General features: G+C 62.0%; 21 protein-coding genes. 12 read left to right on the plus strand and 9 right to left on the minus strand.

The annotated features are described in order from the left end of the window. Positions 1-144 precede the first annotated feature (144 nt). Both CFB81_RS18200 and CFB81_RS18205 read right to left on the minus strand, forming a co-directional pair. On the minus strand, positions 145-1,272 hold the full coding sequence (locus CFB81_RS18200) for a porin (protein WP_089436085.1): 1,128 nt from the start codon (positions 1,270-1,272) through the stop codon (positions 145-147). 131 nt (positions 1,273-1,403) lie between these two features. Further along, the gene (locus tag CFB81_RS18205; RefSeq protein ID WP_089436086.1) at positions 1,404-1,718 is read right to left on the minus strand and encodes a hypothetical protein; all 315 of its coding nucleotides are present in this window, start codon (positions 1,716-1,718) and stop codon (positions 1,404-1,406) included. Between the two features lie 739 nt (positions 1,719-2,457). Here CFB81_RS18205 and CFB81_RS18215 point away from each other — a divergent pair. The 4 genes from CFB81_RS18215 (at position 2,458) to CFB81_RS18230 (ending at position 5,173) form a co-directional block, all read left to right on the plus strand. Continuing rightward, positions 2,458-3,147 (plus strand): ABC transporter permease, encoded by a 690-nt coding sequence (locus CFB81_RS18215; protein WP_089436087.1) that lies wholly within the window; start codon positions 2,458-2,460, stop codon positions 3,145-3,147. After that, positions 3,144-3,857, plus strand: coding sequence for an ABC transporter permease (locus CFB81_RS18220; protein WP_089436088.1), 714 nt, complete (start codon positions 3,144-3,146; stop codon positions 3,855-3,857). Before CFB81_RS18215 ends, CFB81_RS18220 begins: the two co-directional genes overlap by 4 nt. Positions 3,858-3,890: 33 nt before the next feature. Further along, positions 3,891-4,658 (plus strand): ABC transporter ATP-binding protein, encoded by a 768-nt coding sequence (locus CFB81_RS18225; protein ID WP_089436089.1) that lies wholly within the window; start codon positions 3,891-3,893, stop codon positions 4,656-4,658. 80 nt (positions 4,659-4,738) lie between these two features. Continuing rightward, positions 4,739-5,173 carry a cupin domain-containing protein gene (locus tag CFB81_RS18230; RefSeq protein ID WP_069618623.1) on the plus strand — a complete coding sequence of 145 codons (435 nt, stop codon included), beginning with the start codon at positions 4,739-4,741 and terminating at the stop codon, positions 5,171-5,173. A gap of 365 nt (positions 5,174-5,538) precedes the next feature. Here the strand turns inward: CFB81_RS18230 and CFB81_RS18235 are convergent, their stop codons facing one another. After that, positions 5,539-6,903 (minus strand): polyhydroxyalkanoate depolymerase, encoded by a 1,365-nt coding sequence (locus CFB81_RS18235; RefSeq protein ID WP_089436090.1) that lies wholly within the window; start codon positions 6,901-6,903, stop codon positions 5,539-5,541. A 284-nt stretch (positions 6,904-7,187) separates the two neighbouring features. Between CFB81_RS18235 and CFB81_RS18240 the strand changes: the two genes are divergently transcribed. The 6 genes from CFB81_RS18240 to CFB81_RS35575 all read left to right on the plus strand — a co-directional run bounded on the left by CFB81_RS18240 (position 7,188) and on the right by CFB81_RS35575 (position 14,306). Further along, positions 7,188-7,850: a glutathione S-transferase family protein gene (locus tag CFB81_RS18240; protein WP_069618621.1), complete on the plus strand. Its 663-nt coding sequence runs from the start codon at positions 7,188-7,190 to the stop codon at positions 7,848-7,850. Between the two features lie 238 nt (positions 7,851-8,088). Further along, positions 8,089-9,336 (plus strand): Crp/Fnr family transcriptional regulator, encoded by a 1,248-nt coding sequence (locus tag CFB81_RS18245; RefSeq protein WP_089436091.1) that lies wholly within the window; start codon positions 8,089-8,091, stop codon positions 9,334-9,336. A 12-nt stretch (positions 9,337-9,348) separates the two neighbouring features. Beyond that, positions 9,349-10,113, plus strand: coding sequence for a flagellar motor protein (locus CFB81_RS18250; protein ID WP_089436092.1), 765 nt, complete (start codon positions 9,349-9,351; stop codon positions 10,111-10,113). A gap of 74 nt (positions 10,114-10,187) precedes the next feature. After that, a complete protein-coding gene (locus CFB81_RS18255) occupies positions 10,188-10,859 on the plus strand; it encodes an OmpA family protein (protein WP_089436093.1) in 672 nt (223 codons plus the stop codon). Between the two features lie 172 nt (positions 10,860-11,031). Further along, on the plus strand, positions 11,032-12,894 hold the full coding sequence (locus tag CFB81_RS18260; protein WP_089436094.1) for a methyl-accepting chemotaxis protein: 1,863 nt from the start codon (positions 11,032-11,034) through the stop codon (positions 12,892-12,894). 1,133 nt (positions 12,895-14,027) lie between these two features. Next, positions 14,028-14,306 (plus strand): hypothetical protein, encoded by a 279-nt coding sequence (locus CFB81_RS35575; RefSeq protein WP_143328612.1) that lies wholly within the window; start codon positions 14,028-14,030, stop codon positions 14,304-14,306. Between the two features lie 443 nt (positions 14,307-14,749). Here CFB81_RS35575 and CFB81_RS18265 read toward each other — a convergent pair whose 3' ends face one another. Then, on the minus strand, positions 14,750-16,615 hold the full coding sequence (locus tag CFB81_RS18265) for an ATP-binding protein (RefSeq protein WP_089436095.1): 1,866 nt from the start codon (positions 16,613-16,615) through the stop codon (positions 14,750-14,752). A gap of 457 nt (positions 16,616-17,072) precedes the next feature. Between CFB81_RS18265 and CFB81_RS18270 the strand changes: the two genes are divergently transcribed. After that, positions 17,073-17,369, plus strand: a complete 297-nt coding sequence (locus CFB81_RS18270) for a hypothetical protein (RefSeq protein ID WP_089437053.1) — start codon at positions 17,073-17,075, stop codon at positions 17,367-17,369. A 200-nt stretch (positions 17,370-17,569) separates the two neighbouring features. On the opposite strand, the gene CFB81_RS18275 is transcribed toward CFB81_RS18270, so the two are convergent. The 3 genes from CFB81_RS18275 to CFB81_RS18285 all read right to left on the minus strand — a co-directional run bounded on the left by CFB81_RS18275 (position 17,570) and on the right by CFB81_RS18285 (position 21,192). Continuing rightward, on the minus strand, positions 17,570-18,811 hold the full coding sequence (locus CFB81_RS18275; protein WP_089436096.1) for an amidohydrolase family protein: 1,242 nt from the start codon (positions 18,809-18,811) through the stop codon (positions 17,570-17,572). 13 nt (positions 18,812-18,824) lie between these two features. Next, positions 18,825-20,141 carry an MFS transporter gene (locus CFB81_RS18280; RefSeq protein WP_089436097.1) on the minus strand — a complete coding sequence of 439 codons (1,317 nt, stop codon included), beginning with the start codon at positions 20,139-20,141 and terminating at the stop codon, positions 18,825-18,827. A gap of 139 nt (positions 20,142-20,280) precedes the next feature. Further along, the gene (locus CFB81_RS18285; protein ID WP_089436098.1) at positions 20,281-21,192 is read right to left on the minus strand and encodes a LysR substrate-binding domain-containing protein; all 912 of its coding nucleotides are present in this window, start codon (positions 21,190-21,192) and stop codon (positions 20,281-20,283) included. Positions 21,193-21,386: 194 nt separating this feature from the next. Between CFB81_RS18285 and CFB81_RS18290 the strand changes: the two genes are divergently transcribed. Beyond that, positions 21,387-21,797, plus strand: coding sequence for a TIGR02594 family protein (locus tag CFB81_RS18290; RefSeq protein ID WP_089436099.1), 411 nt, complete (start codon positions 21,387-21,389; stop codon positions 21,795-21,797). Positions 21,798-21,844: 47 nt separating this feature from the next. Here CFB81_RS18290 and CFB81_RS18295 read toward each other — a convergent pair whose 3' ends face one another. Further along, a complete protein-coding gene (locus CFB81_RS18295) occupies positions 21,845-24,358 on the minus strand; it encodes an EAL domain-containing protein (protein ID WP_089436100.1) in 2,514 nt (837 codons plus the stop codon). Between the two features lie 384 nt (positions 24,359-24,742). Beyond that, a complete protein-coding gene (locus tag CFB81_RS18300; RefSeq protein WP_256976254.1) occupies positions 24,743-26,062 on the minus strand; it encodes an EAL and HDOD domain-containing protein in 1,320 nt (439 codons plus the stop codon). Positions 26,063-26,334 lie beyond the last annotated feature (272 nt).

A 26,334-nucleotide genomic window follows, 5' to 3' on the forward strand; every position in this document is an offset into this window, starting at 1 on the left:
GAATGCCGATCCGGCGCGCGCCCGGCGCCGAGTGTACCGGTTTCGCGGGCGCGCCGGCCCGGATTCCCCGAATGATCCCTGTTCGGCCGGCGCGCGTCCATGCGGGATTGCACAGAGCGGCCGGCCTTCGACGGCCGCGCGCGGTCAGAACCGATGCCGGATGCCGACCGTTGCGACCACCTGCGTGCCGGTCGACGAAGCCGCGAGCCCCGTGACGTTCGCGAACCCGAGCGTCGCGCCCGACGACACGCCGAACTGGTGCTGGTACACGGTTTCCGCATACACGTCGGTGCGCTTGCTCAGCGCGTAGTCGGCCATCAGCGTCACCTGGTGCCACTTCGGCCGGTGGCTGCCGGTCGCGTCGTCGTAGCGGCCGTCGGTGAACGTATAGGCGCCCGCGAACGAGACGGCCGGCGTCAGCGCATAGCGTGCGTTGACTTCGTAGTTGTCGAAGCGCAATGCGTTCAGCGCGCCGGGCAGCGACGACGCGGCCGTCTCGTCGAACATCGTATGCGTCCACAACGCGCCGATCGTCAGCCGGTCGAACGCGTAGCTGCCGCCGGCGCCCATCACGCGCTGCCGGACGGCCGGGAAGTTCGGCGCGTCGTTCGTCGACAGTGCGCCGCCGGCCGTCAGGCCGCCGCGGTTCAGTTGCAGGTACGCGGCGCCGATGCTGACCGGCCCGTTCGCATACGACACACCCGCGCTGTATGCGCGGTTGTTCGCGAAGCCGCCGGCCGCGTTGCCGAACCCGTACAGGCCGCCGAACTGCCAGCCGGCGAGCGTGGGGCTCGTGTATTTCACCGCGTTGTCGATGTAGAACGAATCGTCGAGGTTGTCGTTGTCGAACGGATGCGACGCGAGGTTGTTGCCGTCGCCGTTGTTCGCCATCGCGAGCGGGCCGAGATAGTCGACCACGGCGTCGTACTGGCGGCCGAGCGTCAGCGTGCCGTACTGGTCGCTCTGCAGGCCGACGTACGCACGGCGGCCGAACATCGTGTTTCGATAGGACTGCGTGCCGTTGTTCAGGTTGAAGCCGCTTTCGAGCCGGAACAGCGCATGCAGGCCGCCGCCGAGATCCTCGTTGCCGTTCAGCCCGAAGACCGTATTCGACAGCAGCCCGCTGCCTTGCTGCCACGCGCTCTTGCCCGACTGGTTGTTCGTATAGGCGATACCGGCATCCAGCATCCCGTAGAGCGTGACGCTGCTTTGCGCATGCGCGGCGGCGCCGATGAAGGCGAGCGAGAGGGTACCGACGACTGCTTTTTTCATTGCGTATGTTTCCTGGAAAGGCCCGTTGCGACGGGAACGGCGATCCGTCACGCGCGCCCGTGCGGACACGCGTGTGCGAATCGATGAAAGGGGAGCGCGTGACGCGTGTCACGCGTGGCGGTGGACGCCGGCTAATGCAGGAACAGGCGGATCGTGCCGAACTCGGCGGCCGGCAGCACGCGCAGGATCGACAGGATCGCGGGCGACGCCTGCGATCGCGCGACTTCGAGTTCGATGCATGCGCACCCGGTGCGGCTGTCGATCGCGGCCGTGTAGCAGTTGAGCGCGGCGCCGACGGCCTGATGCAGTTGGCGCCGCACGAGCGCGAGGTTGTCCGATTCGACGCGGATCGACAGCAGCACGAGTGCGTCCGTGGGAGAGCGGCGCCGCGAACGATCGGGCGGCAGCGTGCGTGAAGCAGCGGAATCGGTTCTGGTCGGTTTCATGTGCTCATCCCCGGTCGCAGCGGGCTCCGCACCGCGGAGATCTCGTCCTGGACATGGCCCCCATTCTAGAAATCGCCGTGGCGAGACGGTGTATAGACTCGCCGCGCGCCTGCAAAGGATGCGTAAACGTGCCGGCCAAGAGCGGAAGGCATGACGAGCGCGGTGGTGGGTCTGTCGTTGGATGACTCGGCCGACGAAGTCTAGACAGCTGCCGCGCACGGTCCGGCCACCTCCATACGCGGCGAGAAAGCTGTTATTCAGCCTCGCGTAATCAGTAGTTAATTGAAAATCAAGGAAAATATGGCCCGCGGATCATAATCTGCCGACAATTAGAGATAAACACGGATTGCTGGCCTCCCCTCTGAAAATGCAAAGTTGTATGTACAACTTGGGACGTCGCCTGAACGAGCGATTTCCCGGTTGGAGGGTTCACGGCGCGCAGTCCGGCTGGAACCCGTCCCGCTTCGCCTCTGACAGGAACGCCATGAAGAAACTCGCGCTCAGTATTGCCCTCGCCTGCCTCGCGGTCGGCGCCCATGCCAAGGATGGGCCGACGATCCGCTTCGACGTCTACGGCGGCTGACCGCCCGTGCGCCGCGCATCGATCGCGGCGCGCGCCGCGTCCCTCGCGCGACGCGTCCGGCTTGATGAGCGGACGGCATCAGGTAGTGCGCAGAACTCGTTTGATGCGCGCTTAATGGCTATTGACAATCCAGCCACATCGTTCTGGATCCCTAATATGATCTTCCAAGGATTTGGCCCGCTTCTGTGGGCCGGCACGGTCGAGACCGTGAAGCTCGCGGTGCTGTCGCTCGCCGCGTCGCTGATACTGGGCCTCGCGGGTGCGGCCGCGAAACTGTCGGCCAACCGCGCGCTCAAGTCGGTCGGCACGTTCTATACGACGCTGATCCGCGCGGTGCCCGACCTCGTGCTGATGCTGCTGCTGTTCTACGGGATCCAGATCCTGCTGAACGACGTGACCGACCTGCTCGGCTGGGACCAGATCGACATCGACCCGTTCGTGGCCGGCGTCGTGACGCTCGGCTTCATCTACGGCGCGTATTTCACCGAGACGTTCCGCGGTGCGTTCCTCGCGGTGCCGCGCGGCCAGCTCGAAGCGGGCTTCGCGTACGGGATGAGCGGCTGGCGCGTGTTTTACCGCATCCTGTTCCCGCAGATGATGCGCTTCGCGCTGCCGGGCATCGGCAACAACTGGCAGGTGCTCGTGAAAGCCACCGCACTCGTGTCGATCATCGGTCTCGCCGACGTCGTGAAGGCGTCGCAGGACGCGGGCAAGAGCACGCTCGATTTCTTCTTTTTCACGCTCGCGGCGGGCGCGATCTACCTCGCGATCACGACGGTGTCCAACGTCGTGCTGCACCACCTCGAGAAACGTTATTCCGTCGGTGTCCGGAGGCTCGCACTGTGATTGAACTCGTCGGCCAGTACTGGCAAAGCTATCTCTATTCCGACGGCTACCGCTTCAGCGGCCTCGCGATCACGCTGTGGCTGCTGGTCGTGTCCATCGCGCTCGGCTTCGCGCTCGCCGTGCCGCTCGCGATCGTGCGTGCGTCGTCGAACCGCTGGATCTCCGGCCCCGTGTGGCTCTATACGTACGTGTTCCGCGGCACGCCGCTCTACGTGCAGCTGCTGATGTGCTACACGGGCATCTACAGCCTGCAGGTCGTGCACGACCACGTGCTGCTCGACACGTTCTTCCGCAACGCGATGAACTGCACGCTGCTCGCGTTCGTGCTGAACGAATGCGCGTATGCGACCGAGATCTTCGCGGGCGCGATCAAGGCGACGCCGGCCGGCGAGATCGAGGCCGGCATGGCCTACGGGATGTCGCGCTTCAAGCTCTATACGCGCATCATCCTGCCGTCCGCGCTGCGCCGCTCGCTGCCGAGCTACAGCAACGAAGTGATCCTGATGCTGCACGCGACGACGCTCGCGTTCACCGCGACCGTCCCCGACATCCTGAAGGTCACGCGCGACGTCAATTCGGCGACGTACATGTCGTTCCAGGCGTACGGCATCGCGGCCGTGCTGTACGCGGTCGTCGTGTTCGCGCTCATCTGGGCGTTCCGCAAGCTCGAGACGCGCTGGCTCGCGTACCTCGCGCCGCGCAGCCATTAATGCATTCGCAAGATCCGCAACGAAGGACCCAGCATGTACAAGCTTACCGTTGACAACCTGCACAAGAAATTCGGCGACAACGAGGTGTTGAAGGGCGTGTCGATGAAGGCGAAGGCCGGCGACGTGATCAGCATCATCGGCTCGAGCGGCTCCGGCAAGAGCACGTTCCTGCGCTGCATCAACTTCCTCGAACAGCCGTGCTCCGGGCAGATCACGATCGGCACCGAGCCGATCCAGACCACGCGCGACCGCAACGGCTCGCTGCGCGTGGCCGACCAGAAGCAGCTGCAGCGCATGCGCACGAAGCTGTCGATGGTGTTCCAGCACTTCAACCTGTGGGCGCACATGACGGTGCTCGAGAACGTGATCGAGGCGCCGATGGCGGTGCTCGGCGTCGGCAAGGAAGAGGCGGTCGCGCGAGCGCGCAAGTACCTGGAGAAGGTCGGGCTCGCGCCGCGCGTCGAGGGTATGTACCCGTCGCACCTGTCGGGCGGCCAACAGCAGCGCGTCGCGATCGCGCGTGCGCTTGCGATGGAGCCGGAGGTGATGCTGTTCGACGAGCCGACGTCGGCGCTCGATCCGGAGCTGGTGGGCGAAGTGCTGAAGGTGATGCAGAAGCTGGCCGAGGAAGGACGGACGATGGTCGTCGTCACGCACGAGATGGGCTTCGCGCGCAACGTGTCGAACCACGTGATCTTCCTGCATCAGGGGAAGATCGAGGAAGAGGGCGATCCGCAGCAGATCCTCGTGAATCCGAAAAGCGAGCGGCTCGGGCAGTTTCTGTCGGGGCGGTTGAAGTAAGTACGCACGGTTTCGCGCCGTCGCAAACTGGAACGCTTAATGCTTGTCTCGCGTGATCCTTTCGATGAAGGAGCACCGCGATGAGCACGCCGACCACCACCGCTTTTTCCCACGTGAAGCCGCAGGACACCGCCTATCAAGGCGAGGGCCTGCGCGACTTCTTCCTGTATCGCGATCTCGGCATCGCCGCCGCGACGAACGGCAAGGTCGTCGCGCAACTCGTCAGGGCCAATCATGCACCGGCGGCGGGCACCGGCTGGCACCGTCATGAGGCCGAGTTCCATATCGTGATCATGCTGAAGGGCTGGGCGCGCTTCATGTACGGCGACCAGGAAACGCTGGTGGCGGCCGGAGACTGCGTGCACCAGGCGCCGGGGATCGTCCACTACCTGTTCGACTACTCGCCGGACATGGAGTATCTGGAGATCGTCGGGCCTGCCGACTTCAAATCGATCGACGTCGACGGGCCGTGCGCGGTGCCGGAGCCAACGCCGTGGGGCGAGGTCGGTGCGTAGCGTGCCGGCTCGGTGTGCGTTTTCGACGAACCGCCTGCATTCAGGCGGTTTTTTATGGTCCGTCCAAATCCGCGACCGACCTTCCGCTTCCGCCTGTTGATTCGAATTCCAAACGGCCCCGAAGCTCAAGAGCCAGAAAGAAAAGAAAGACAGTCGTCAGCTTCGACCGTCGATTGACGACGCGATGTCAAAGATCATCGATTGCACGCAGATGCGGTGCACGGCCTGTCGACGCCGGGCGTTAGTCGCACGGCAAGGCCTGATCGCAACGAGCCGGCCGCGCGCGTGAGTGGTTCGATCGCGCGTCGTCCGGATGCTGCAGCAAACGTCGCCCCGCCTTTCCGGCGGGGCGATTCACCGTGTCACTACCCGCGTTCAGTCGCGTGATCCGATTGCGCTTCGTTCGCCGCATCGATCCCGGCCGTGCGCGCATCGAGCAGCGCGCGCAGCGTGACGTAATAGGCGCCGCTTGTGTCGCCTTCCGCATCCGCGGTGCGATCGTACGGCTCGTTGTCGTGGATCGTCGCGCGCACGATTGGATAGATCTGCGCTTCCCACCGGCTGCCGTTGAACACGCCGTAGTGCCCCACACCCGTTTGTACGTGATGCGTCTTCAGGTACGACGGTAACCCCGAACATAGTTCCTGCGCGGCGACCGTCTGGCCCACTGCGCAGATATCGTCCTTCTCGCCTTCGACCGTCAACAGCGCAGTACGATGAATCGCCGCCGGTTCGACGAGCGTGCCGCCGACCGTCAATTCGCCGCGCGCGAGCGCGTACTGCTGGAACACCTTCTCGACCGTTTCCAGATAGAACTCCGCGGTGAGGTCGGCCGTCGCGAAATATTCATCGTAGAAATGCCGCAACGTATCGGCTTTCGCGGGGTCGCCTTTCGCGCGCTCGTAGTACAGATCGGCGAACGACGCCGCATGCCGGTCCGGGTTCATCGACATGAATGCGCCGACCTGCACGAAGCCCGGATACACGCACCGCTGCGCGCCGACGAAGCCCGTCGGCACCACGCTGATCAGGTTGTGCGCGAACCACTCGATCGGCTGGCTCGTCGCGAGTTCGTTGACCTTCGTCGGATTCACGCGGCAGTCGATCGGGCCGGCCATCAGCGTCAGGCTCGCCGGCTGCGCGGGATCGCCGCCGGCCGCCATCAGCGAGACTGCCGCGAGCGACGCGACGGTCGGCTGGCAGATCGCGAGCACGTGCGCGTCCGGGCCGATGTGGCGAATGAAGTCGATCACGTGCGTGACGTATTCGTCGAAACCGAAACGTCCGGCCGACAGCGGGATGTCGCGCGGGTTGTGCCAGTCGGTGATGTACACGTCGTGATCGGCCAGCATCGTGCGCACCGTGCCGCGCAGCAGCGTCGCGAAGTGCCCGGACATCGGCGCGACGATCAGCACGCGCGGCTGGCGCGCGACCGGCCGCGCCTTGCGGAAATGCAGCAGCGTCGCGAACGGGGTGGCTGCGGCCGCTTCCTCGACGATCGGCACCGTTTCGCCGTCGACGACGACCGACGCGATCCCGAACGGCGGCCGCCGGTGCGAGAACGCGCAGCATTCGAGCAGCTCGCACAGCGCGTCGACCATGCGGCCCGTCGGCGTCGATGTCGCCGGCGGCCACAGCGACATCGTCGCGCGCGTGGCGGCCGCCCATGCACGCGCCGGACGCAGGCATTCCGCAGACCATTGATAAAACGGATAGGCAAGCAGATTCATGACCGTCGCTCGTGACGCCGCATTGCAGGTAACGAGGCAAGGCGTATGCCAGCATGCGGCTGGCACGCGCGTTGCAGCGCTTCGGGAGCGCGGCGACGCGCGCGGTACGTGATGAGCAGGGCGAAGGCGATGCGTTGCCTTGCTGGCCGGGCGTGCGACACGTGTCGCGATGCCGTGCGACGTTGCGCCAGTTCGGCGTACGGACCGCACAGGCGTGGTGCGCGGTCCGACGGCGCGTCCGTTTACGGTGCAGGGGCACGAACGACATTCAGCAGGGGAGCGACATGGAATCCAACGCACGGACGACGCTGACCATCAGCAGCCGCAATTACTCGTCGTGGTCGATGCGCGGGTGGTTGCTCGCGAAGCTGAGCGGCCTCGCGTTCGAGACGATCAGCGTGCCGATCGATGCCACGTCGCGCGCCGAGCTGCTGCTGCTGTCGCCGTCGATCCTCGTGCCGTGCCTGACGCACGACGGCAACGCGGTGTGGGACACGCTCGCGATCGCCGAGTACCTGAACGAGATCCGCCCGCAGGCGCGGCTGCTGCCCGACGAGCGCCACGCACGCGCGCATTGCCGGTCGATCTGCGGCGAGATGCATTCCGGCTTCAGCGCATTGCGATCCGCGCTGCCGATGAACCTGCGCGGGCATTTCCCCGGCTTCCGGATCTGGTCGCGCGCGCAGCACGACATCGAGCGGATCGTGACCATCTGGCGCGAGTGCCTGGCCGAGTACGGCGGCCCCTGGCTGTTCGGGGCGGAGATCGGCATCGCCGATGCGATGTACGCGCCGGTCGTCACGCGCTTCCTGACCTACGACGTGAAGCTCGAACCGGATATCGCCGAGTACTGCATGCGCGTGCTGGCGCATCCGTTCGTCGCCGAGTGGATCGACGCGGCGAAGGCCGAGCACGAAGACATCGACGAACTCGACATGGAGTTCTGACGCGTTCGATCACGGCGCGCTTTCAATTTCACTACAGGTGCGAGCGACGAAACGAACGATCGATGGACCTGCGCAACTCGCAAACGTTTCACCTTGATTTCGGTTCAAAACGAGCACGAATGCCCTAAAGGGCGTTGCGCCCGATGACGTAAACAAGTCACGGGGACGACTCGCGATCGCATGCTTCAGACGTGCGACGCGCAGTCCGCAACAACCAGCGCAGCAGGGGGATCGACTTGTGAATCGTCAGCAATCGTGGACGCGTACCGCCGCGCCCGGGGAAATCATTTACTCGGAGGGCTTCGCGGGCGAGCCCGTCATCTTCCTCATTACCGACGGCAAGGTCGAGCTGTCCACGCGCTGCGACGACAAGCGCGTGATCGTCGCGACGCTCGGCCGTGGCGAGTTCTTCGGCGAATCGGCGCTGCTCGCCGCCGAGCCGCGTGCGCATACCGCGAAGGCGCTGTCGTTCTGTCAGCTCACGGTCGTGCCGGCCGGCATCCTCGATGAAGAAATCGAGCGCGTGTCCGCGCTGCTGCGTCATATCGTGCGAACGATGATCCGCCGCGTGAAGCGCAAGGACGACCAGCTCGCGACCTATACGCATGCCGACTTCATGCCGGGCGTGCTGTCGTATGCGCACGTGCTGTCGCTGATGGCCGGCGCCGATGCGCGTGAATCGGGCGACACGTGGGCGCGCCGGCCGATGCAGGCGCATGCGGCTGAAACCTCCGTGCCGCTCGCCGAAGTGATCCGCAAATGCCGCGCGATTGCCGGCCATTCTCGGCCTCACGTGCTCGCGATGCTGCGACGCATGGAGAAGCTCAATCTTGTCACGATCGAAGCCGCGCAGGGCGATGGCGGTGGCGCAACCGATTACGCGGCTTCGTCGGATGCGCGCCAGGTCGTCACGTTCGACGCCGCACGCGTGATCGACCGCGCGCAGCAGGTGGCCGATCACGATCTCGACGTGTCCATCAACAGCGAACTCGAACTCATCGAGCTGACCGATCTCGAATCGCTGATCGGCGTCGACAAGACGCTGTTGCTGAACAAGCTGTCGAATGCAGAGATCGCTGAAGAAGTGTTCGCGTTCCGCAAATCGAAGGTGCTCAACTACGTCGAACAGAAGGGCGTTGCGTACTTCTCGCGCCGCAATGGCCGCCGCGGCGGCGACGTGCGCGCGCTCGAGGATCTCGTGTGGATCGACCCTCGCACGCTGTTCGACGTGATCAGCGCGTTCGATACCTACGACCTCGCGAAACTGATCGCGAACCTCGACGATCGCGCGGTGGCCGACAAGCTGTTTTCCGTGATGACCGAGGCGCGGCGCAACGAGGTGTCGTGGGTGATGCGCCGCGAACTCAAGCTCGACCCGATCGAGATCGAGGACATCGAACAGCGCGTGCTGGAGGCCGTGCGCGCGGCGAAGGCGCCTGCAGCGGGTGCGGCGTCCGTCGCGGCGACACTGTCGTCGGACGCGTGATACGGGGGGCGTATGGATCTGTTGACCCTGGTCGGTGTGGTGCTGGGCGGCGCGGCGATCGTGTTCGGGTTCGCGCTCGAAGGCGGGCATTTCTCGATGCTGTTCCAGTTCGAGGCGCTCGTGATCGTGCTCGGCGGTACGCTCGGCGCGGTGATGATCCAGAACACGTGGGCGCGCTTCTTCGACGCGGTGAAGCAACTGCGGCTCGCGTTCGTGCGCGCGCGCGAAGTCGATCGCAAGAACCTGTCCGATCTGCTCGAATGGGGCGACCGCGCGAAGCTCGACGGGCTGCTCGCGTTCGAATCGATGGACGTGAGCGGCATTCATCCGTTCGCGCGACGCGGGCTCGAACTGCTGGCGAACGGCGTGTCGACCGCGGTGCTCGAAGACGCGTTGCAGCGCGAACTCGATGCGTACGAACGCAGCCGCCTCGCTGCCGTGCGCGTGTGGCAGCAGGCCGGCGGCTATGCGCCGACCTTCGGCATTCTCGGCTCGGTGCTCGGGCTCGTGCAGGTGACGAGCCATATTCTGGAGCCGGCGCAGCTTGGGCCGGGCATCGCGATGGCGTTCGTCGCGACGCTGTACGGGCTCGCGTTTGCGAACCTCGTGTTCCTGCCGCTGTACGGCAAGCTGCGCGCGCAGATCGACAGCGAGATGCGGTTCCGCAAGCTGTATCTCGACGGCTTGCTCGCGATCTCGCGCAAGGAATCGCCGCATACGATCGAGACGCGGTTGACCGGCGATGTGCGTGGGCGGGCGGCGGAAACGCTGGCGTGATGGTCGTGCGCTTTGTGCCTGCGTGTCTCTGCACCTGTACCTGTCTCGTATGACGAACCCGGATTCACGACAGCATGACGGCTCGAACTGACGGCGCATCCGCTGCCGATCGCGACGATCACGAACTCGAAGGCGCGCACTCCGGGCGCTGGCTGATTTCGTACGCGGATCTCATCACGACGCTGATGGTGCTGTTTCTCGCGCTGTATGTGCTGCAGCTCGCGAAATACGACGCACTCGATGCGCGGTATCAGACGCTTGCGCGGCAGGCTGGGGGCGCTGCGACTGCTTCCGTCGATGCCGCCAAGTCCGATCCTGCGCCGCCATGGCTCGCGTTGCTCGATTCGTTGAAGTCGAATGGGCGCATTTCGCTGGTGAAGGCGCCGCATGGCGTCGAGATCGGTATCGACGCGAAGATCCTGTTCAACGTCGGTGATGCACGCTTGTTGCCTGATTCGTCTCCTGTACTGAACCAGATTGCGCAGGCATTGAGTGCGCATGCAACCGGCGACATCCTCGTCGAGGGCCACACCGACAGCGTGCCGATCGCGAACGCGAAATACGAATCGAACTGGGAGCTTTCGTCGGCGCGCGCGGGGAGTGTGGTGCGCTACCTGACCGAGCGCGGTGTCGCGCCGCATCGGCTGGCCGCGATCGGGCGGGCCGATATGCAGCCGCTCGTCGCGGGGGACGATGCGGCTTCAAGGGCGAGGAACCGGCGCGTCACGATCTTCGTTGCTTACTGATCAGCGCCTTGTATTTGTGTTGTTCCTCGTGCATATAGGCGGCCCCATATGCCCGCTCTTTAACAACATAACGAATCTCGAATGATCGCTATCTGAAATTAGCGATGCGATTCTGCGCCCGCCTGCCGATAACCCAATCTGGCTCAGACCGAGCGGTTATCGAGGGTTCCCCATGCATTTCTGGCGCAAGCTTTCCATTCAGAACAAGCTGATTCTCAGCATGACGAGTTGCCTGCTCGTGTTCGTCGCGATTTCGAGCGGGCTCAGCGTTCGTCTGATCGGCAACGCGGTGCGGGAGCGTGTCGTCCGCGAAGAGCTGCCGACCGCCGTGAACGGCATTCGCGCCGACGTGCAGCGCCAGATGGCCGGCCCGATCGCCGCGTCGCGCATTCTCGCGCGTGATGCGTTCCTGCTGCAATGGGAAGCCGACGGCGAACCCGATGCCGGCACACGCAACTGGATTCAACTCGCGAAGAACGTGAAGGACGAGCAGAAGGCCGCGTCCGTGCAGTGGGTGTCGGTGAAGAGCGGCAACTACTACAACGAAGCCGGCTTGCAGCGGAAGGTGACCGACAAGGATCAGTGGCTGACCAGCTTTCTTTCGTCGGGCAAGGCGTACGACGTGAACATGGATCGCGAGGTGACCGTCGGCGGCTACATGATGTTCATCAACAGCCGCGTGGAACTCGACGGCGTGCCGATCGGCGCGGCGAGCATGAGCCTGTCCGTCGATGCGCTCGCGAAGGGTATTTCGGCTTACCGGATCGGCGAGAGCGGGTTTGCGTATCTCGTGCGTCCCGACGGCGCGATCATGATGCATCGCGATACGTCGCTGATCGACGGCAAGCATTTTCTGAAGGATGAGCCGGGGCTGCCGGGCGAGGCGTCGTCGACGCTGCTTGCGGGCAAGCCGTATGCGTATCTCAGTTACGAGGGTGATGGTGGCGCGCGTTTCATCGCGACGTCGTTCATTCCGGAGTTGAATGCGTATGTGGTCGTCCAGGTGCCGGAGGCCGAACTGCTCGGGCCGGTGACGCGTGCGATTCGCAGCGCGGCGGTGGTGGCGGCGGTGGTGGGGCTTGGGGTTGCGTTGTTCGTGATCTGGCTGGTGGGGCGCGCGATTGCCGCGCCGATTCGTCGGGCGGCTACGCTGCTGTCGGAGATTGCCAGCGGTCAGGGCGATTTGACGCGTCGCATGGCGGTGGAGAGCGAGGACGAGATCGGGCAGTTGTCGGATGCGTTCAATCGGTTCGTGTCGTCGTTGTCGACGTTGGTTCATCGGATTCGGGCGGCTTCGGCTTCGATTGCGACCGGGTCGGCGCAGATTGCTTCGGGGAATGCGGATCTCAGCGAGCGCACCGAAGGGCAATCGAGCAACCTGGAGCGGACGGCTTCGTCAATGGAAGAGATCACGGCTGTGGTGCGCAACAATACCGAAACGGCGACTACCGCGGCGAAGATGATCAATGGTGCGGCGGATACGGCGGCGCGGGGCGGGCAGGTGGTGGGCGAGGTCGTGACGACGATGGAGCAGATCAGTAACGCTTCGCAACGGATCTCCGAGATCATCGTGATGATCGACAGTATTTCGTTTCAGACGAATATTCTGGCGTTGAATGCTGCGGTGGAGGCGGCGCGGGCGGGGGAGCAGGGGCGGGGGTTTGCTGTTGTCGCTTCGGAAGTGCGGAATCTGGCGCAGCGCAGTGCGCAGGCGGCGAAGGAGATCAAATCGCTGATCGAGCATAGCGCGGGGACGGTGGGTGCCGGGTCGCGGCTCGTGAGTGAGGCGGGGAAGGTGATGAGTGATGTTGTCTCGCAGGTTCAGGGCGTTAGCGCGATGATGAGCGAGATTGCAGAGGCTAGTCTGGAGCAGAGTGCCGGGATCGATCAGATTGGGGATGCGGTGCAGTCGCTCGATCAGATGACGCAGCAGAATGCGGCTTTGGTCGAGGAAAGCGCTGCGGCGGCGGAGAGTTTGAAGCAGCAGGCGGCGGAATTGACCAAGCTGGTTTCGGCTTTTAAGGTGGATGAGTGAGGGTTGATTTGGGGTTTGGAGTTGGGGTGTTTCTGAGGGGCGGCTGCCGTGGGTTCACGGCCGTCGTTTTCGTATGCCGGCGTCCGATTTGGCAGCGTCTATAGACATGAAACGCATTTCCAGATTGAAGATTCGGGGCGGGGGACGGTGGTGCTTGTCGCCGTCATTGCTGAAGTAGGGGCGAAAGTTGTTGGGCCGCCGACGGATTCTTATCTTGGATGACATTGTTCAATAGGAAGCATTGTCTCGGCACCGGGTTGTCGGACCATTGTCCACGTTCGGCCATGAAGGGCAATCGCTCGCCCCGTCGCTTGTACGTTCAAGCGTTGGCTCCCTTCAAACAAGCCGCCATTCGATTTGCGGCGTTGTTATCTTTTTGCATTTGCATCGAACGCGGGATCGCGCGGGAAAAAATCTAGAAATCGAAGATATGAAGGTCGATCGAAGGTACAATTCCTCCGTAGATGTCAGCCTCTAGTTTTGAATGGACCGAGAAAAATCCGATAATTTTACGGGGAAATAAAAATAACGCGCACATCTGGTGCACGAAATATTGCCGCATTTGAGGGTGGAGATGAGATTGCTACGACTGAAAGTCAAGATATAAAGCACCTCGCGAATGCGTCTAATCAGACTCCCCTTGAACAATTCTTGGCTACACTCTCTCACCAGCGAAACTATCTAAGCTGGATTGCAACTCGGCTCAAGACTTAACGGCCACAAGAGAGCAGCTTGGTGAGCGTGCTCCGAAACCGGCAACGTACAGGAAATATCGCTGGTACTCGGAGCAATTACTTTTGTTGGGAGTATTTAACGCATTTGAGACGTTCTACAAGACGACGATGGTGCGGCTAGGGCGGGAAATCAGGCGGTATGTGCCGCCGAGTCGTATAAAGGCATCAGTGGAGGCTAGAGTGCTTTGGAATATATCCGGTGCGACATCGATCCCTGCGCTCATATTTGAGCATCAGCTATTCCATGATTTGGATACGATAGATGAGGTGACGCAAATGTTGGTTAATGCGAAGCGCTATAAATAAAGTAACGCGAATGCGAGTGCGGCACACCTTGCGTTGCTACGAGCATTAAGATGTACATTTCAGATCCGTCATACGTTGTCGCACAATCAAGGTATGGTGAAAAATAGCGATTCTGTAAAATTCAAGGTGGCGGGTTTTAAGGCGGCGGGCGCCGCAATTATTGATCCGACGAAAGATGCCTTGGGAGAATCTGTCAGACGATTTTTGGAGCAGGAGGCTAATCAGTTCACTGTCTGGCTGGTAGATAAAATCGCCGAGTATTTGGCGACGCCCGTCGCTGCGAATGGTATACCCTTACCCATGCGCCTGAAGGATAAGATCGTTGCTGCCATCGGTTCAACACCGCGCCTGGAGGCTCTGCCGTGGGTTTGAGTACGGCACGAAACTTCAGTCGAGCGTGGGCAGAGCGGCTGTCTCGAGGGCAACTTTGTTGAGGCCATCAATCTGCTTCCAACGTCGACATATCGACTTAGAACCGTTACTTTAAGTCGAAACTTGAATGCTGAATCGCTACTTTGGCCGAGCCCTAGCTCTGATGGCTGCGATACGTTGAACGCCAACATCAGGTCTGCACCTCGGCCGGCGTCATCGGCCCCTTGACCAACTGGCCCAGCAGTTCCTTGGGTAGTTCAGGCAGCAGCCCGCGGGCTGCTGCCTAACGCGCTACAGGTTGCCTTTCTTCTTCATCGGAATATCCATAAACTTTTACACCTCATGATATGCCTCGCTCCACGAAATCACGGGTCCCGGATGTATGGTATCCCAATATGCCAGTAAAAGTACTGCTGGCGACCGCCTTTGTTTTAAAAACTATGCTAGCTGGTTGTCTTTCCTGTTTTTCGAAGAGCGGCATTGATTACTAATTTTCTATCTTTGTATGAGATGGGATTGTTTTCGGTTCTATTGATTGCGATTTTTGCTGAATCCGGCGATGAGAATTCAATAAAGGCGAAGCCTTTCGATCGGGTTCCGTAGCGAGGTACGCGAAGGTCTACAATGTCTCCGATTTCTGAAAAAATATCAAACAATTCTTGATTTCCAGTATCAGGCGGAAGATTTCCGATGAATATTCGGCATGAATCGAGATTAATGGGCTCGCTGGTTGTATTTTCGGATTTAATGGTTGGGTGCGTAGATTCGCTGGTCTTGTTGTCCGTTTTCTCGTGTTGAGGTAAGCCAATCTTGTAGCGAGGGTATTCTTTGTATGGAATTTTCTTTCTTCGTGCAAGTTTTTGCGCAACGCTGCGCTCAACTTCGTTTTGAAGAATTCCCATTTTGAGAAGTGAATCGACCAGTTTTCGATAATCTTCTGTGTCGACAATTCCGACTGCATCCCATACATTAGCGGCGGAAAAGATGCGCCCACCCTGTCCTAGCAACACAATAGCTTTTTGCTTTCTGTCGAGATCGAAGCCGTCAAATTGACTCAACCAAAGTAAGTCATTTTGTGAGTACATGGCTTTATTTGTTAGTGTGATGCTAAAGCCGTCTGTTGTGCTTTCGAGTTGCGGGGGTGCTAGTTCATTTGAGTGCATTAAATCATATATGCGCCTCATTCCTTCTCCAAGCTCGCGCATATACCCAAGTTCTCTCAGAACTCTCGAAATATACGTGTTGCGGGACTGATGGACCCCCTTTCGCTCCATAATGTCTCGGATTCTAATTGTTGAAAGAAGTGCTCCGGGATTTCGGATTTCTAGTGTATTGTCAAAAATATATATCTCTGTTCCTCGGCCTTCATCCGAATAGTCGCGATGTGCGATCGAGTTGAGAACTGCTTCGCGACATGCGAGCTCAGGATATATCGATCTTTGTTCGAAACGTGCTTGCTTGTCAATCTTTGTTTGAACTAGGTGTGGACGCAGTGCTTCCCAGGCGGAGTCGACTAATCGGAGTACATTTCCTCTGGTTATATTGTCGGATACGATATTATAGGCCTCTCCGGTTTTTACTTCGTCACCGTCTACTTTCAGAATTCGTACTTGAAGGCGTGGGTGCCACTTGGAGGGATCTTTAGAAAAAAGAAGCAATGCCGCCCGCCGATAACGAAGTTGGGAGTTACCGTACTCTGCTAATTCGAGATATTGAAGACATTTCTCGACGGACATTCCTTTCATTAACTGATCCGCCACGATGCGAACTAAATCGAGATCGAGGTCGTCGGCGGTGACACCGTCTACAAATTGCCTGTCATATTCTCGTGATCCTTTCTCGCGTCTGTCGAATTGAATAACTTCGGCAGAAACTGGAGCTGACTCAAGGTCTCGTCGTTGGAGGCAGCGCCCGTCTGACGTTACGTGGACATATTCGGTGCTCTTTGGGACTGAGAGGTAGAGCAGTGTTTTGCCATCAATTGAAATCTTTTGTCGCTTTACTGAAGGTAGCGGTGTATCTTTATGTATTCTATCTCGGGTCGCATTATCTAGAATTTCCCATTCGTTGGCTGAGAGTGTCGGAATGCCCGTTATTTCTCCGTTATCTTCTACTCCGACCAACAACTCACCGCCGTCAGCATTTGCGAACGCAACGAGGGTTTGTGCGATATCCGTGGCAATTTCCTTGATGGGCCGTTTTTTCTTTTCCCCGGGGCGGCCATCTAATGCGCTCTTGAATTCTCGGAAGTGGCTTTCTCCGAGGTCTATGGCTGTTTTTGCTCTTTCGGCGGTTGCTATTGCACTCATTTTGGTCTCGTATTCGTCGTGAATTTGGTCCTATCGTCACTCGTGCCCCGCGCGGGAAGGGCCTTGCTAAGAGATTACCTCGATTTTGCGCACATTGCGAATCGGATTCGCTCGAATAGGTCTGCATCAAGAGCGGGCCCGCGTAATGGTTGAGCTAGACGAGGCGGCTTCGCACATTTGGCATGCACATCCTTATACCTAACGGCCAATCCCCCTCATTTCCCCATTTCTGAGATGCCAGTCCGACTACACTGGTCATGAAGCCTTGCTTCTCACCATCGGAAGCCGAACGCAGCCCTCTCCGAACCGATGGTCGAAATAAAGCCGTCTTGCCCAACAAGACCCAGCGAAGAGGGGAGAAAGAAGGGGAACCCCGAGGTACCAAAGAAGCGCGGGCCGCATGGGCGGCAACCCATACGACCCGCTGACCACCACCAACTCAACACAGGAGTCGGAAATGGCTGACGCCAATACTAAGCCACGTCGTAGAAAGAACAAACCCGTCAACATGCAGAAGACGTTTGAGCTGGTCCTTCGCAACTACCCGGACCTACCCAAACGAGGCTGGCCGTACCTGCCGTGGATGAAGGCGATCGATATCAATTTCAAGCTCTTCGGCTTCAAGCCGGGCGACCGCGTGTACCTGAGAGTCAGCGACGTCGACCGATCGATCACGATCACGCCGGACTACAGCCAGTTGGCGCTGCGAGAGCAGCCGTACCACGATCCTGACCGGGGACCGTCGCCGCTCTAACACCTGCAAGGGTCGCTTGATGCGGCTCTAGCGAGTGGAACGCAGGCGTTGCATGAACACGACTGACCGCCGGGGCGACACCGCCCCGGCCATTGCCGCGAACGCCGCGATTCACACCTCTAGTGACCTTCAACAACTGTCACGACCGCAAGGCCCGTGAGGCCACATCGCGCCTGCCGAAATACCCGAATGGCGTTAAATCACCGCCCGCCGGCCCGCCGCTTCACAACCGCTCCCCGCTGCAACACATACTCGACCTTCGCGCCTTCATCGGCCACGACGCCAATATCCTCGAGCGGATTCCCATCCAGCACGACGAGATCGGCGATCGCCCCAACCGCAACGACCCCAAGCTCCCCGGTCATATTCACAATCTCCGCCGCCACCGTCGTCGCCGACCTGAGCGCTTCCAGATTCCCCAGCACCTCCGCCCGAATCCGAAACTCCCCGGACTGAAACGCATGCATCTCGCCGAGCAGATCCGACCCGAACCCCATCTTCACCCCGGCCTTCGCATAAATCTCAAGCGACTCGCGTCCTTTCTGTTGCACGGAAGCCACCTTCGCGATGGAATCCGCCGGCATCCCAAATTCCGCCCCATGTTTAGCCAACGCGTCATAAGTCACGAGCGTCGGCACCACAAACGCCCCCCGCTCATGCATGAGCGCCGCCGCCGCTTCATCAACAAGATTCCCGTGCTCGATCGTCCGTACGCCGCATCTCACAGCCCGTGCAATCGCCCGCCCCGTATACGCATGCGCCATCACATAAGTATTCGCGGCCTCGGCCTCATCAACAATCGCCCGAATCTCGTCCTCCGAATACTGCGTGTTGGCAATCGGATCAGTCGGCGAAGCGACCCCACCTGACGCCATGATCTTGATCTGCGTCGCGCCTTTCTGAATCTCCTCACGCACCGCAAGCCGCACGCCTTCAACACCATCGACCACCCGCGCAATCGCCCCCGTCCTGAAACAGCAGGAGCAGGGCTCCAGCAAATCCCCCCGAGGCCGGAAATCCCCATGCCCACCAGTCTGCGACAACGCCTTCCCCGACGGAAAAATCCGCGGCCCCGGAATCAACCCCGTCTCAACGGCCTGCATCAAACTCCAATCCGCGCCCCCCGCATCCCGCACACTGGTAAACCCGCGCGACAACATCGCATCGAGAATCGGCAGCGACCGAATCGCCGCGAGAATATTCGGCTGCGTCGCATTCGCGCCCAGGTTCGCATTCGACGCCAGCACATGCACATGGCAATCGATGAACCCCGGCATCACGGTCTTGCCGCGCACGTCGATCACCTGCGCGTTCGGCAAATCCACCGGCCGATCGGTGATTTCGACGATCCGCTCGCCTTCGATCACGACATGATGATGTTCGAGCAACACGCCTCGTTCGAGGTCGAGCACGTTGCCGCCTTGAAGCACGGTAATGGTCATGGGAGAAATATCCTTATCGAGTCGTTGCGGCCGCACGCTTTGCATCCTTCACGAAGCGCGTGCCGACGAAACTGACGGCCGCCGCGAGCATCACGTAGAACGCGGGCGCCATGTTGCTGCCGGTGCGGGCGATGAGCCACGTGATCAGGAACGGCGCGAACCCGCCGAAGATCGTCACCGCGAAGTTGTACGCAACGGATAACCCGGTCGACAGCACCTTGGTCGGAAACAGCTCCGCGAACGCCGCGAGGATCGGCCCCGTATAGGCGGCGATCAGCACGCCGAACACGGCCTGGAACACGATCAGCGACGCGAACCCGGGCGCATGGTTGATCCACGAGAACATCGGCCACGCGAGCACGAGGATCGCGAGCGCCGCGCCGGACAGGAACACGCGTCGTCCCCACACGTCGGCGAGTCGCCCGACGATCGGCGAGCAGCACATGATCATCAGCCCGCCGACCATGCCGGCCGTGAAGCCGGTCGATTGCGGCAGATGCAGCGTGCGCACGGAATAGGTCGGCATGTAGAACAGCAGCACGTAGGTGCAGACGGTCCACAGGATGACCATCGAGAAACTCGCGAACGTCTCGCGCGGATACGTGTGCAGCACTTCCTTCAGCGGCGAGCTTTCCTTCGCCTGCGATTCGACGGCGCTGAACGCGGGCGTCTCGTCGATATGGCTGCGAATGAAGTAGCCGACCGGCCCGACGATGATCCCGAGCAGGAACGGCAGCCGCCAGCCCCAGCTATGCAGCGCCTGCGTGTCGAGCGACGTCGTGACGAACGTGCCGGTCGCCGCACCGAGCAGCACCGCGAAGCCGATGCTCGACTGGATCCAGCTCGAGTAATACGCGCGCTTCTCCGGCGGCGCGTATTCGGTGAGGAACGCGGTGGCGCCGCCCATCTCGCCGCCGGCCGAGAAGCCTTGCAGCAGCCGCGCGACGACGATCAGGAGCGGCGCGGCGATGCCGGCCTGTTCGTAGGTCGGTGCGATCCCGATCAGCGCGGTGCCGGCCGCCATCAGCAGGATCGTGAGCGACAGCGCGGCCTTGCGCCCGACCTTATCGGCATAGACGCCGAGCACGATGCCGCCCACCGGCCGCATGAAGAAGCCCACGCCGAACGTCGCGACGGTGAGCAGCACGGACGTCAGTTCGTTGCCGGTCGGGAAGAACAGCTTCGCGATGATCACCGCGAAGAAACTGTAGACGGTGAAGTCGAACCATTCGAGGCCGTTGCCGATCACGGTCGCGACGATGGCGCGGCGGCGCTGTTGCACCGCCGCATCGACGGCAGGCGCGGCGCGCGGGGAAAGCGTTCCTTGCATGGTCTCTTCCTTTGTCAGAAGTCCGAAGACGGGACGGCTGTCCCGCATGAATCCCATGCTAAGGAGAGCCGGATTTTTTTCTGAAACGAAAGATTCGCATGCCTGCATGCGCTGCACGCATGCGTCGCGCCCGGGGCATTCAGGCCCCGGTCTGCTGCTCAGCCTGGTCGAACAGCCAGCGCGTGAACAGGCGGGCGGCCTGGTTCTGCGCGCGGTCGTTCGGCGAGATCACGTAATAGCCGCCGCCGTGGCTCGCGGACGCTTCCGTCACACGCACGAGCAGCCCGGCTTCGATGCATGCGTCGATCATGTAGCGCCAGCCGAGCGACACGCCCTGACCGAGAATCGTCATCTGCACGATCTGCGGATAGGAGTTGATCGAGATGTCCTGCGGCTGCGCCTTCTGCCGGTCGACGTCGTTCATGTCGAACCACTCGGACCACGACATCCATTGGCGCTGGCCGTCTTCGAGGCGCAGCAGCGTTTCGTTCGCGAGATCGGCCGCGTCGAGCGTGCGGCCGGCCAGATAGCTGGGCGCACAGACGGGGAACACTTCTTCGTCGAACAGCCGGCGTGCGGTGTATTCGGCCGGTGCCTGCTGGCGCACGTAGTAGACGCCGACGTCGAATTCCGCGGGCGACATCGATGCAAGGCTGTCGCGCACGATCAGGCGCAGCTTGATGTTCGGATACGTGGCGCGAAAGTTCGGCAGCCGCGGCGTGAGCCACAGTACCGCGACGCCGGACGAGCACGCGATCGTCAGTTCGAGATCGCCGTACGGTTTCATCACGTCGTGCGTGGCTTCGGCGCATTGCGTGAGCAAATGATGGACTTGTGCCGCGTATTGTTCGCCGGCGATCGTCAGCCGTAGCGAACGGTGTTCGCGAACGAACAGCGAGCGGCCGAGGAATTCTTCGAGCTGCTGGATCTGGCGGCTGACCGCGCTTTGGGTCAGGTGCAGTTCGGCCGCGGCTTTCGTGAAACTCGCGTGCCGCACGGCGGCTTCGAACGCGATGAGGCACTGAAGAGGCGGCAGGGGCGTGATGCGCATGGCGGGCAGGAAGTCGAGGGCGCTGCCTCCATGATACGGGTGGATCCGACGGAAATCGCAACCCGTGAAGGGCGCTGTGGATTCGCCGTATTCATTCATGCGAAGATTGAGCGAAACAGCACCGACACGTACCCGAGAACGACGTGACCCTATCAAACCCTGAGAGCAACGTGAAAGCCGTCCACCCACCCTGGATGCCCGTCGCGCTGGCCGAACTCGGCATCCGCCGCCACCCGCCGGGCAGCATCAACCCGCGCATCGTCGAATACAACAACCAGACGAACCTGGTCGGCTACGACGACAAGATTTCCTGGTGCTCGTCGTTCGTGAACTGGTGCATGGCGCACGCCGGATTTCGCGGCACCGGCTCCGCGCTCGCACGCTCGTGGCTCGAATGGGGCAAACCGCTGGAGCGCCCGGTCTACGGCTGCATCGCGATCCTGACGCGTGACGACCCGACGAGCTGGAAAGGGCACGTCGGTTTCTACCTGCGTCACGATGCCGAACACGTCCACTTGTTCGGCGGCAACCAGCTGGAAGAAGTCCGCGAACTCGCGTATCCGCTGCATGAAGTGATCGGCTACCGTTGGCCATCCACCGAGTGACCGTGCAGCGGCACGCGCAAAGCAGCAAACAGCGCCCCGCGATCGCCTCACTCCATCAACAGTTCAGCGCCGCGGCGCGACGAGACGCCGACCAACTGCTCGGCGGGCTGCGGCCGCGCGAACAGGAAACCCTGCCCGTGGTGGCAGCCGATCTCCTGCAGGAAGGCCAGCTGCTTCGCCGTCTCGACGCCCTCCATCACGACGTCGAGCCCCAGCGCACGCCCCATCGCCACGATCGCGCGCACGATCGCGTCGTCCGTGCTGCCCGAACCGCAGTTCGTGAGAAACGACCGATCGATCTTCAGCGTATCGACGGGCAGATCCTTCAGATACACCAGCGACGAATAGCCCGTGCCGAAATCGTCGATCGCCAGGCTGATTCCCCGCGTCGCCAGTTCGCGCAGCAGGATGCCGATTTCCTCGCGGGTGTTCATCGCCATGCTTTCGAGCAACTCGAGCTGCAGGTATTCGGCCGGCAACGCGGTTTCGCTGAGAATGGTCGTCAGGTCGCTGAGGAAGTGGTCGGTAAAGCACTGCCGCGCCGATACGTTCACCGACACACGCCCGAACTCGAAGCCCTCGTCGAGCCAGCGGCGCGCCTGTCGGCACGCTTCGTGCAAAACCCATCTGCCGATCGGGACGATCAGCGCGGATCGCTCCGCCAGCCCGATGAAGTCGCCCGGCGGCACCAGGCCGCGGTGCGGGTGCAGCCAGCGCAGCAGCGCTTCCATGCCGACGATCCGGCCGCTCGCCAGATCGTATTGCGGCTGGTAGAACAGGCGGAATTCATTCTGCTCGAGCGCGCGGTGCAGTTCGCCGAGCGTTTCCAGTTGCTCGATCGCCGACGACGTCATCTTGCTCTCGAAGAACTGAAACACGTTCCTGCCGCGGCTCTTCGCGCCGTACATGGCCTGGTCCGCGAGCAGGATCAAGTCCTCCGCCGCGGTGCCGTCGTCCGGATAGATGCTGATGCCGATGCTGGGCGTCACGAAGATCTCGCGATCGCCGATATCGATCGCCCGTCCCACTTCGTCGAGCAGCTTGCGCGCCACGCGTCCCACGTCGCGGACGTCGTCGATTTCCTCGAGCACGAGCGCGAATTCGTCGCCGCCCATGCGCGCCACCGTGTCGTTCGCGCGCACATTGGCGACGATGCGCTCGGCGACCGTCTTCAGCACCTCGTCGCCGGCGTTGTGGCCAAGCGTATCGTTGATCAGCTTGAAGCGGTCGAGATCGAGGTACATCACCGCGACCTTGCGACCGAACCGCTTCGCATGGCTGATCGCGTGCGCGAGCCGCTCCTCGAACAGCATCCGGTTCGCGAGGTTGGTGAGCACGTCGTGCGTGGCGAGATAGCCCAGCCGTTCCTCCGCCTGGCGCCGCTGCGTGATGTCGGAAAAGATCGCCGCGTAGTGAGAGATCTCGCCTGCGCTGTCGCGAATGCTGGTGATCGTCAGGTATTCGAGAAACAGCTCGCCGGTCTTGCGGCGATTCCAGATTTCGCCTTGCCAGTGGCCATCGGTCGTGAGCGAATGCCACAGCTGCTTGTAGAAATCGGGCGTCTGGCGCCCGGAACTCAGCAAGCCCGGGTTGCGCCCGATCACTTCATCCTCGCTGTACCCGGTCAAGCGCGTGAACGCCTGGTTGACGCGCTCGATCCGCGCGCGCCGGTCGGTCACCATGATGCCTTCGAGTGCCGATTCGAACACCCGATCCGCCATGCGCAGGTTGAAGCGCGCGAGCCCCAGCGCTTCGTCGCGCTCGCGCAACGCGCTGCGCAGCTCGTTCGCGTATTCGTGCTCGATGCTCTGCAGCACATCCGCGAAGCAGAGCAGCCCGGTCAGTCTGCCATCGTCGTCCCGGATGCCGACATGCCGCATGTTGTGTTCGGTCATGAAGCGCTGCGCCGCATACAGGCTTTGCTTGGCGGTCAGCATCTGCAGCGGCTTGCTCGCATGGGCGCCGACCGTGCCTTGGGCGCCGCCGTCCGCCAGCAGCCGGACGATGTCGCGTTCGGTCAGGATGCCGTGCTCGCCGTCGTCGTAGCCGACGAGGATCGCATCGAGCCGTTGCGCGCGCATCTGCGCGATGACGTCGTGCAGTCCGGCCTGCTCGGGCACCACGACGGGCGGATGGATGCGGATCGACTCGATCGGCTTCAGGTGCAGGAAAAATTCCGGGCCCTGGTTCACGACGACGTCGGTTTGCGTCAGCACGCCGATCGCGGCGCCATCCCGCACCACCACGAAGTGCCGCACGCCCGACTGCTTGAACTTCATCGCGGCTTCGCCCAGTGGCGTGTCGGCCTCGAGCGTCAGCACCGGATGGCTCATCACCTCGCTGACCGGCCGATCGAGCTCGCCCGGATTGTCGCCGGCCGACAGTGCATCATGCTCGGTCCAGATCCCGACGACCTGTTCTTCCTTCATCACGACGATCGAGCTGCAACGTTCGGCGAACATGCGTCGCGCGGCCTCCCGCACCGGCGTGGCGGGCGCGCAGGACAGAATCTGGCGCGCGACGAGGCGCGCAATCGGAACATCGTAGCTGTTCGGATACATTCTCTAACCAAGACGAAAAATCCTCGCCGGCGCGCTTCGGTCCGGCAACCGTCGGACGCACCCACGCCGGCCGGCAAGGCGTGATCTTGCTCGCCCCGACTGGTTGCGCACTCATCGAACTCGCCCGCGCGGAATCGACCCCGCGTTCGAGGTGTCGCGGCGACGAGCGCGGCACTTTTGCCCCGAGAGCGCGATCGATGCCCCGTTGTCCGGCGAAACCGCATGCCGGCGCGTCGCCCTCGCACGGGCCGCCGCCCTGAGTTAACGGCAGATCCGGCCAGGAGTTGAGTGCGATTACAACGTTCGGGCCACGCGGCGGCAAATCGAGCGGCCGCGGGCAAGGCGAGATTGACGGCGCGGTCGTCGCGCCGCCTATTGCGAGGCTTACTGAGGGCGGTGTGCGGGTAGTCCTCGCACCTGATCGTCGTACCACGTGGCGGCAGCGAGCCAGAGCAGGGTCAGGTCGTTCGGGGTGAAGATCGGCGATGCATTGCACACTGCGCGGATGGCGTCGAAGTCGCCCGATTCCGCTGCCTCGCTGGCGTTCAAGAGCCAACCCAGTTCGCCATGCCGTTCGAGCAGTGCCCGCCGGATATCGGCGTGAATCGGCGTCGTCGTGACGACGTCCTCGATCGTGCTGCCGAACAGCACATGAACCAGTGAGAACACGCCCGCAATGAACGCGGTAGCGGCGAACCGGTCGTCATCGGGCCGCAGCCGGGCCGCGGCCAGCTCCATGAATCGTGCCCGCGCGCCGCATAGCTGTGCCAGCGGATCGGAGCGCAACGCATCCAGACGCTCATCGGCAAACAGGAGCAACTGGGTCCAGCGCGTAATCTGTCGCGTGCCGACCAGCATGATCGCCTCGCGCAGTGATGAAACGGGCTGGCTGAGCCCCACCGCGCTCGAATTGAGCAGCATCAGAAGGGGAATGACGAGGTTTGGGATGCGCTTGAGCTCGGCTTCGAGCGCCACGATCTCCGGTTCGCCGCCCAGAAGCACGAGCAGGCGCAGCAGCGCGTCGCGCGATGGCGTGACGCGTCGCGATGTCAGCACCTGCGGTTTCGCGAAGTAGTAGCCTTGAAACAGTTCGAAGCCCGCTTGCATGGCGGCGCCATGGTCCTCCGGCGTTTCGATTTTCTCGGCGACCGACATCTTCCCGTGCTGCCTGACGGCGCCGATCAGTTCGGCCAGGTGCTCGCGCGGACATTCGAGAAAATCGATCTTGACGATATCGACGTAAGGGAGAAATTCGAACAGGCGGGGGGAAACCTCGGAAACATCGTCCAGCGCGAGCCGGTAGCCCGCGCGCCGCAGTTCGCTACAGCGCTTGCAGAGCGCGTCGTCGAACGTCACCGTTTCGAGGATTTCGAGAACGAAGCGTTCATGCGGCAATAACCAGACGATGTCGGACATCAGCACCGTCCGGTCGATGTTCACATAGCCGGTGCGATCGCCGAGTGCGGCGTTGAGGCCGATATCGCCGATGAGTCGCCCGATCACCTGCGCGGTGGCGGCGGCGTCATCCGTGATGTGGGCGCGATTGGCTGTCCCGGAGCGGAACAATAGTTCGAATGCGATCAACGCTCCGCTGCGGTCCAGAATCGGTTGCCGCCCGAGGTAGACGTATTCCGGTGTGCCGGTTTTGCTGCCCGACTCCGGTTGATCGTCGGCGGGGTGGGGCGACGGTGCGCTCGTATTCAATCTGAACGTTCCCTTTGAGTTGAGGTCTCGCGGATGCCAGGCGGGTATCCGTCGCATCCGGGGAGTTCGTTGCGCCGATGACCGACGCCGCCTCCGGCTTCTTCAACGTTCACGAAGATGCGCGCGGCCCTTCCGGGCCGGCGCCGACCCGCGCGGTTTGCGCCTCCTGTCAGTTTACTCGCGACACGGGTGGTCGCCTAGAAGGTATCCCAATCGTCCGTCGCGGCGGTTTGCGCGATCGGAGTGGGTGGCGCGGCGGGCCGGGCCGACGC

Origin of the sequence: Burkholderia sp. AU28863 (assembly GCF_002223195.1) — a bacterium.
GTDB classification, from domain to species: domain Bacteria; phylum Pseudomonadota; class Gammaproteobacteria; order Burkholderiales; family Burkholderiaceae; genus Burkholderia; species Burkholderia sola.

Bases quoted from the DNA above. Each gene is read 5' to 3' on its own strand.
- CFB81_RS18255 (WP_089436093.1), top strand. From the start codon at position 10,188: ATGACGGCTCGAACTGACGGCGCATCCGCTGCCGATCGCGACGATCAC.
- CFB81_RS18290 (WP_089436099.1), top strand. From the start codon at position 21,387: ATGCCCGTCGCGCTGGCCGAACTCGGCATCCGCCGCCACCCGCCGGGC.
- CFB81_RS18230 (WP_069618623.1), top strand. From the start codon at position 4,739: ATGAGCACGCCGACCACCACCGCTTTTTCCCACGTGAAGCCGCAGGAC.
- CFB81_RS18240 (WP_069618621.1), top strand. From the start codon at position 7,188: ATGGAATCCAACGCACGGACGACGCTGACCATCAGCAGCCGCAATTAC.
- CFB81_RS18270 (WP_089437053.1), top strand. From the start codon at position 17,073: ATGGCTGACGCCAATACTAAGCCACGTCGTAGAAAGAACAAACCCGTC.
- CFB81_RS18250 (WP_089436092.1), top strand. From the start codon at position 9,349: ATGGATCTGTTGACCCTGGTCGGTGTGGTGCTGGGCGGCGCGGCGATC.
- CFB81_RS18295 (WP_089436100.1), bottom strand. From the start codon at position 24,358: ATGTATCCGAACAGCTACGATGTTCCGATTGCGCGCCTCGTCGCGCGC.
- CFB81_RS18200 (WP_089436085.1), bottom strand. From the start codon at position 1,272: ATGAAAAAAGCAGTCGTCGGTACCCTCTCGCTCGCCTTCATCGGCGCC.
- CFB81_RS18280 (WP_089436097.1), bottom strand. From the start codon at position 20,141: ATGCAAGGAACGCTTTCCCCGCGCGCCGCGCCTGCCGTCGATGCGGCG.
- CFB81_RS18215 (WP_089436087.1), top strand. From the start codon at position 2,458: ATGATCTTCCAAGGATTTGGCCCGCTTCTGTGGGCCGGCACGGTCGAG.
- CFB81_RS18260 (WP_089436094.1), top strand. From the start codon at position 11,032: ATGCATTTCTGGCGCAAGCTTTCCATTCAGAACAAGCTGATTCTCAGC.
- CFB81_RS35575 (WP_143328612.1), top strand. From the start codon at position 14,028: ATGGTGAAAAATAGCGATTCTGTAAAATTCAAGGTGGCGGGTTTTAAG.
- CFB81_RS18225 (WP_089436089.1), top strand. From the start codon at position 3,891: ATGTACAAGCTTACCGTTGACAACCTGCACAAGAAATTCGGCGACAAC.
- CFB81_RS18205 (WP_089436086.1), bottom strand. From the start codon at position 1,718: ATGAAACCGACCAGAACCGATTCCGCTGCTTCACGCACGCTGCCGCCC.
- CFB81_RS18235 (WP_089436090.1), bottom strand. From the start codon at position 6,903: ATGAATCTGCTTGCCTATCCGTTTTATCAATGGTCTGCGGAATGCCTG.
- CFB81_RS18285 (WP_089436098.1), bottom strand. From the start codon at position 21,192: ATGCGCATCACGCCCCTGCCGCCTCTTCAGTGCCTCATCGCGTTCGAA.
- CFB81_RS18265 (WP_089436095.1), bottom strand. From the start codon at position 16,615: ATGAGTGCAATAGCAACCGCCGAAAGAGCAAAAACAGCCATAGACCTC.
- CFB81_RS18275 (WP_089436096.1), bottom strand. From the start codon at position 18,811: ATGACCATTACCGTGCTTCAAGGCGGCAACGTGCTCGACCTCGAACGA.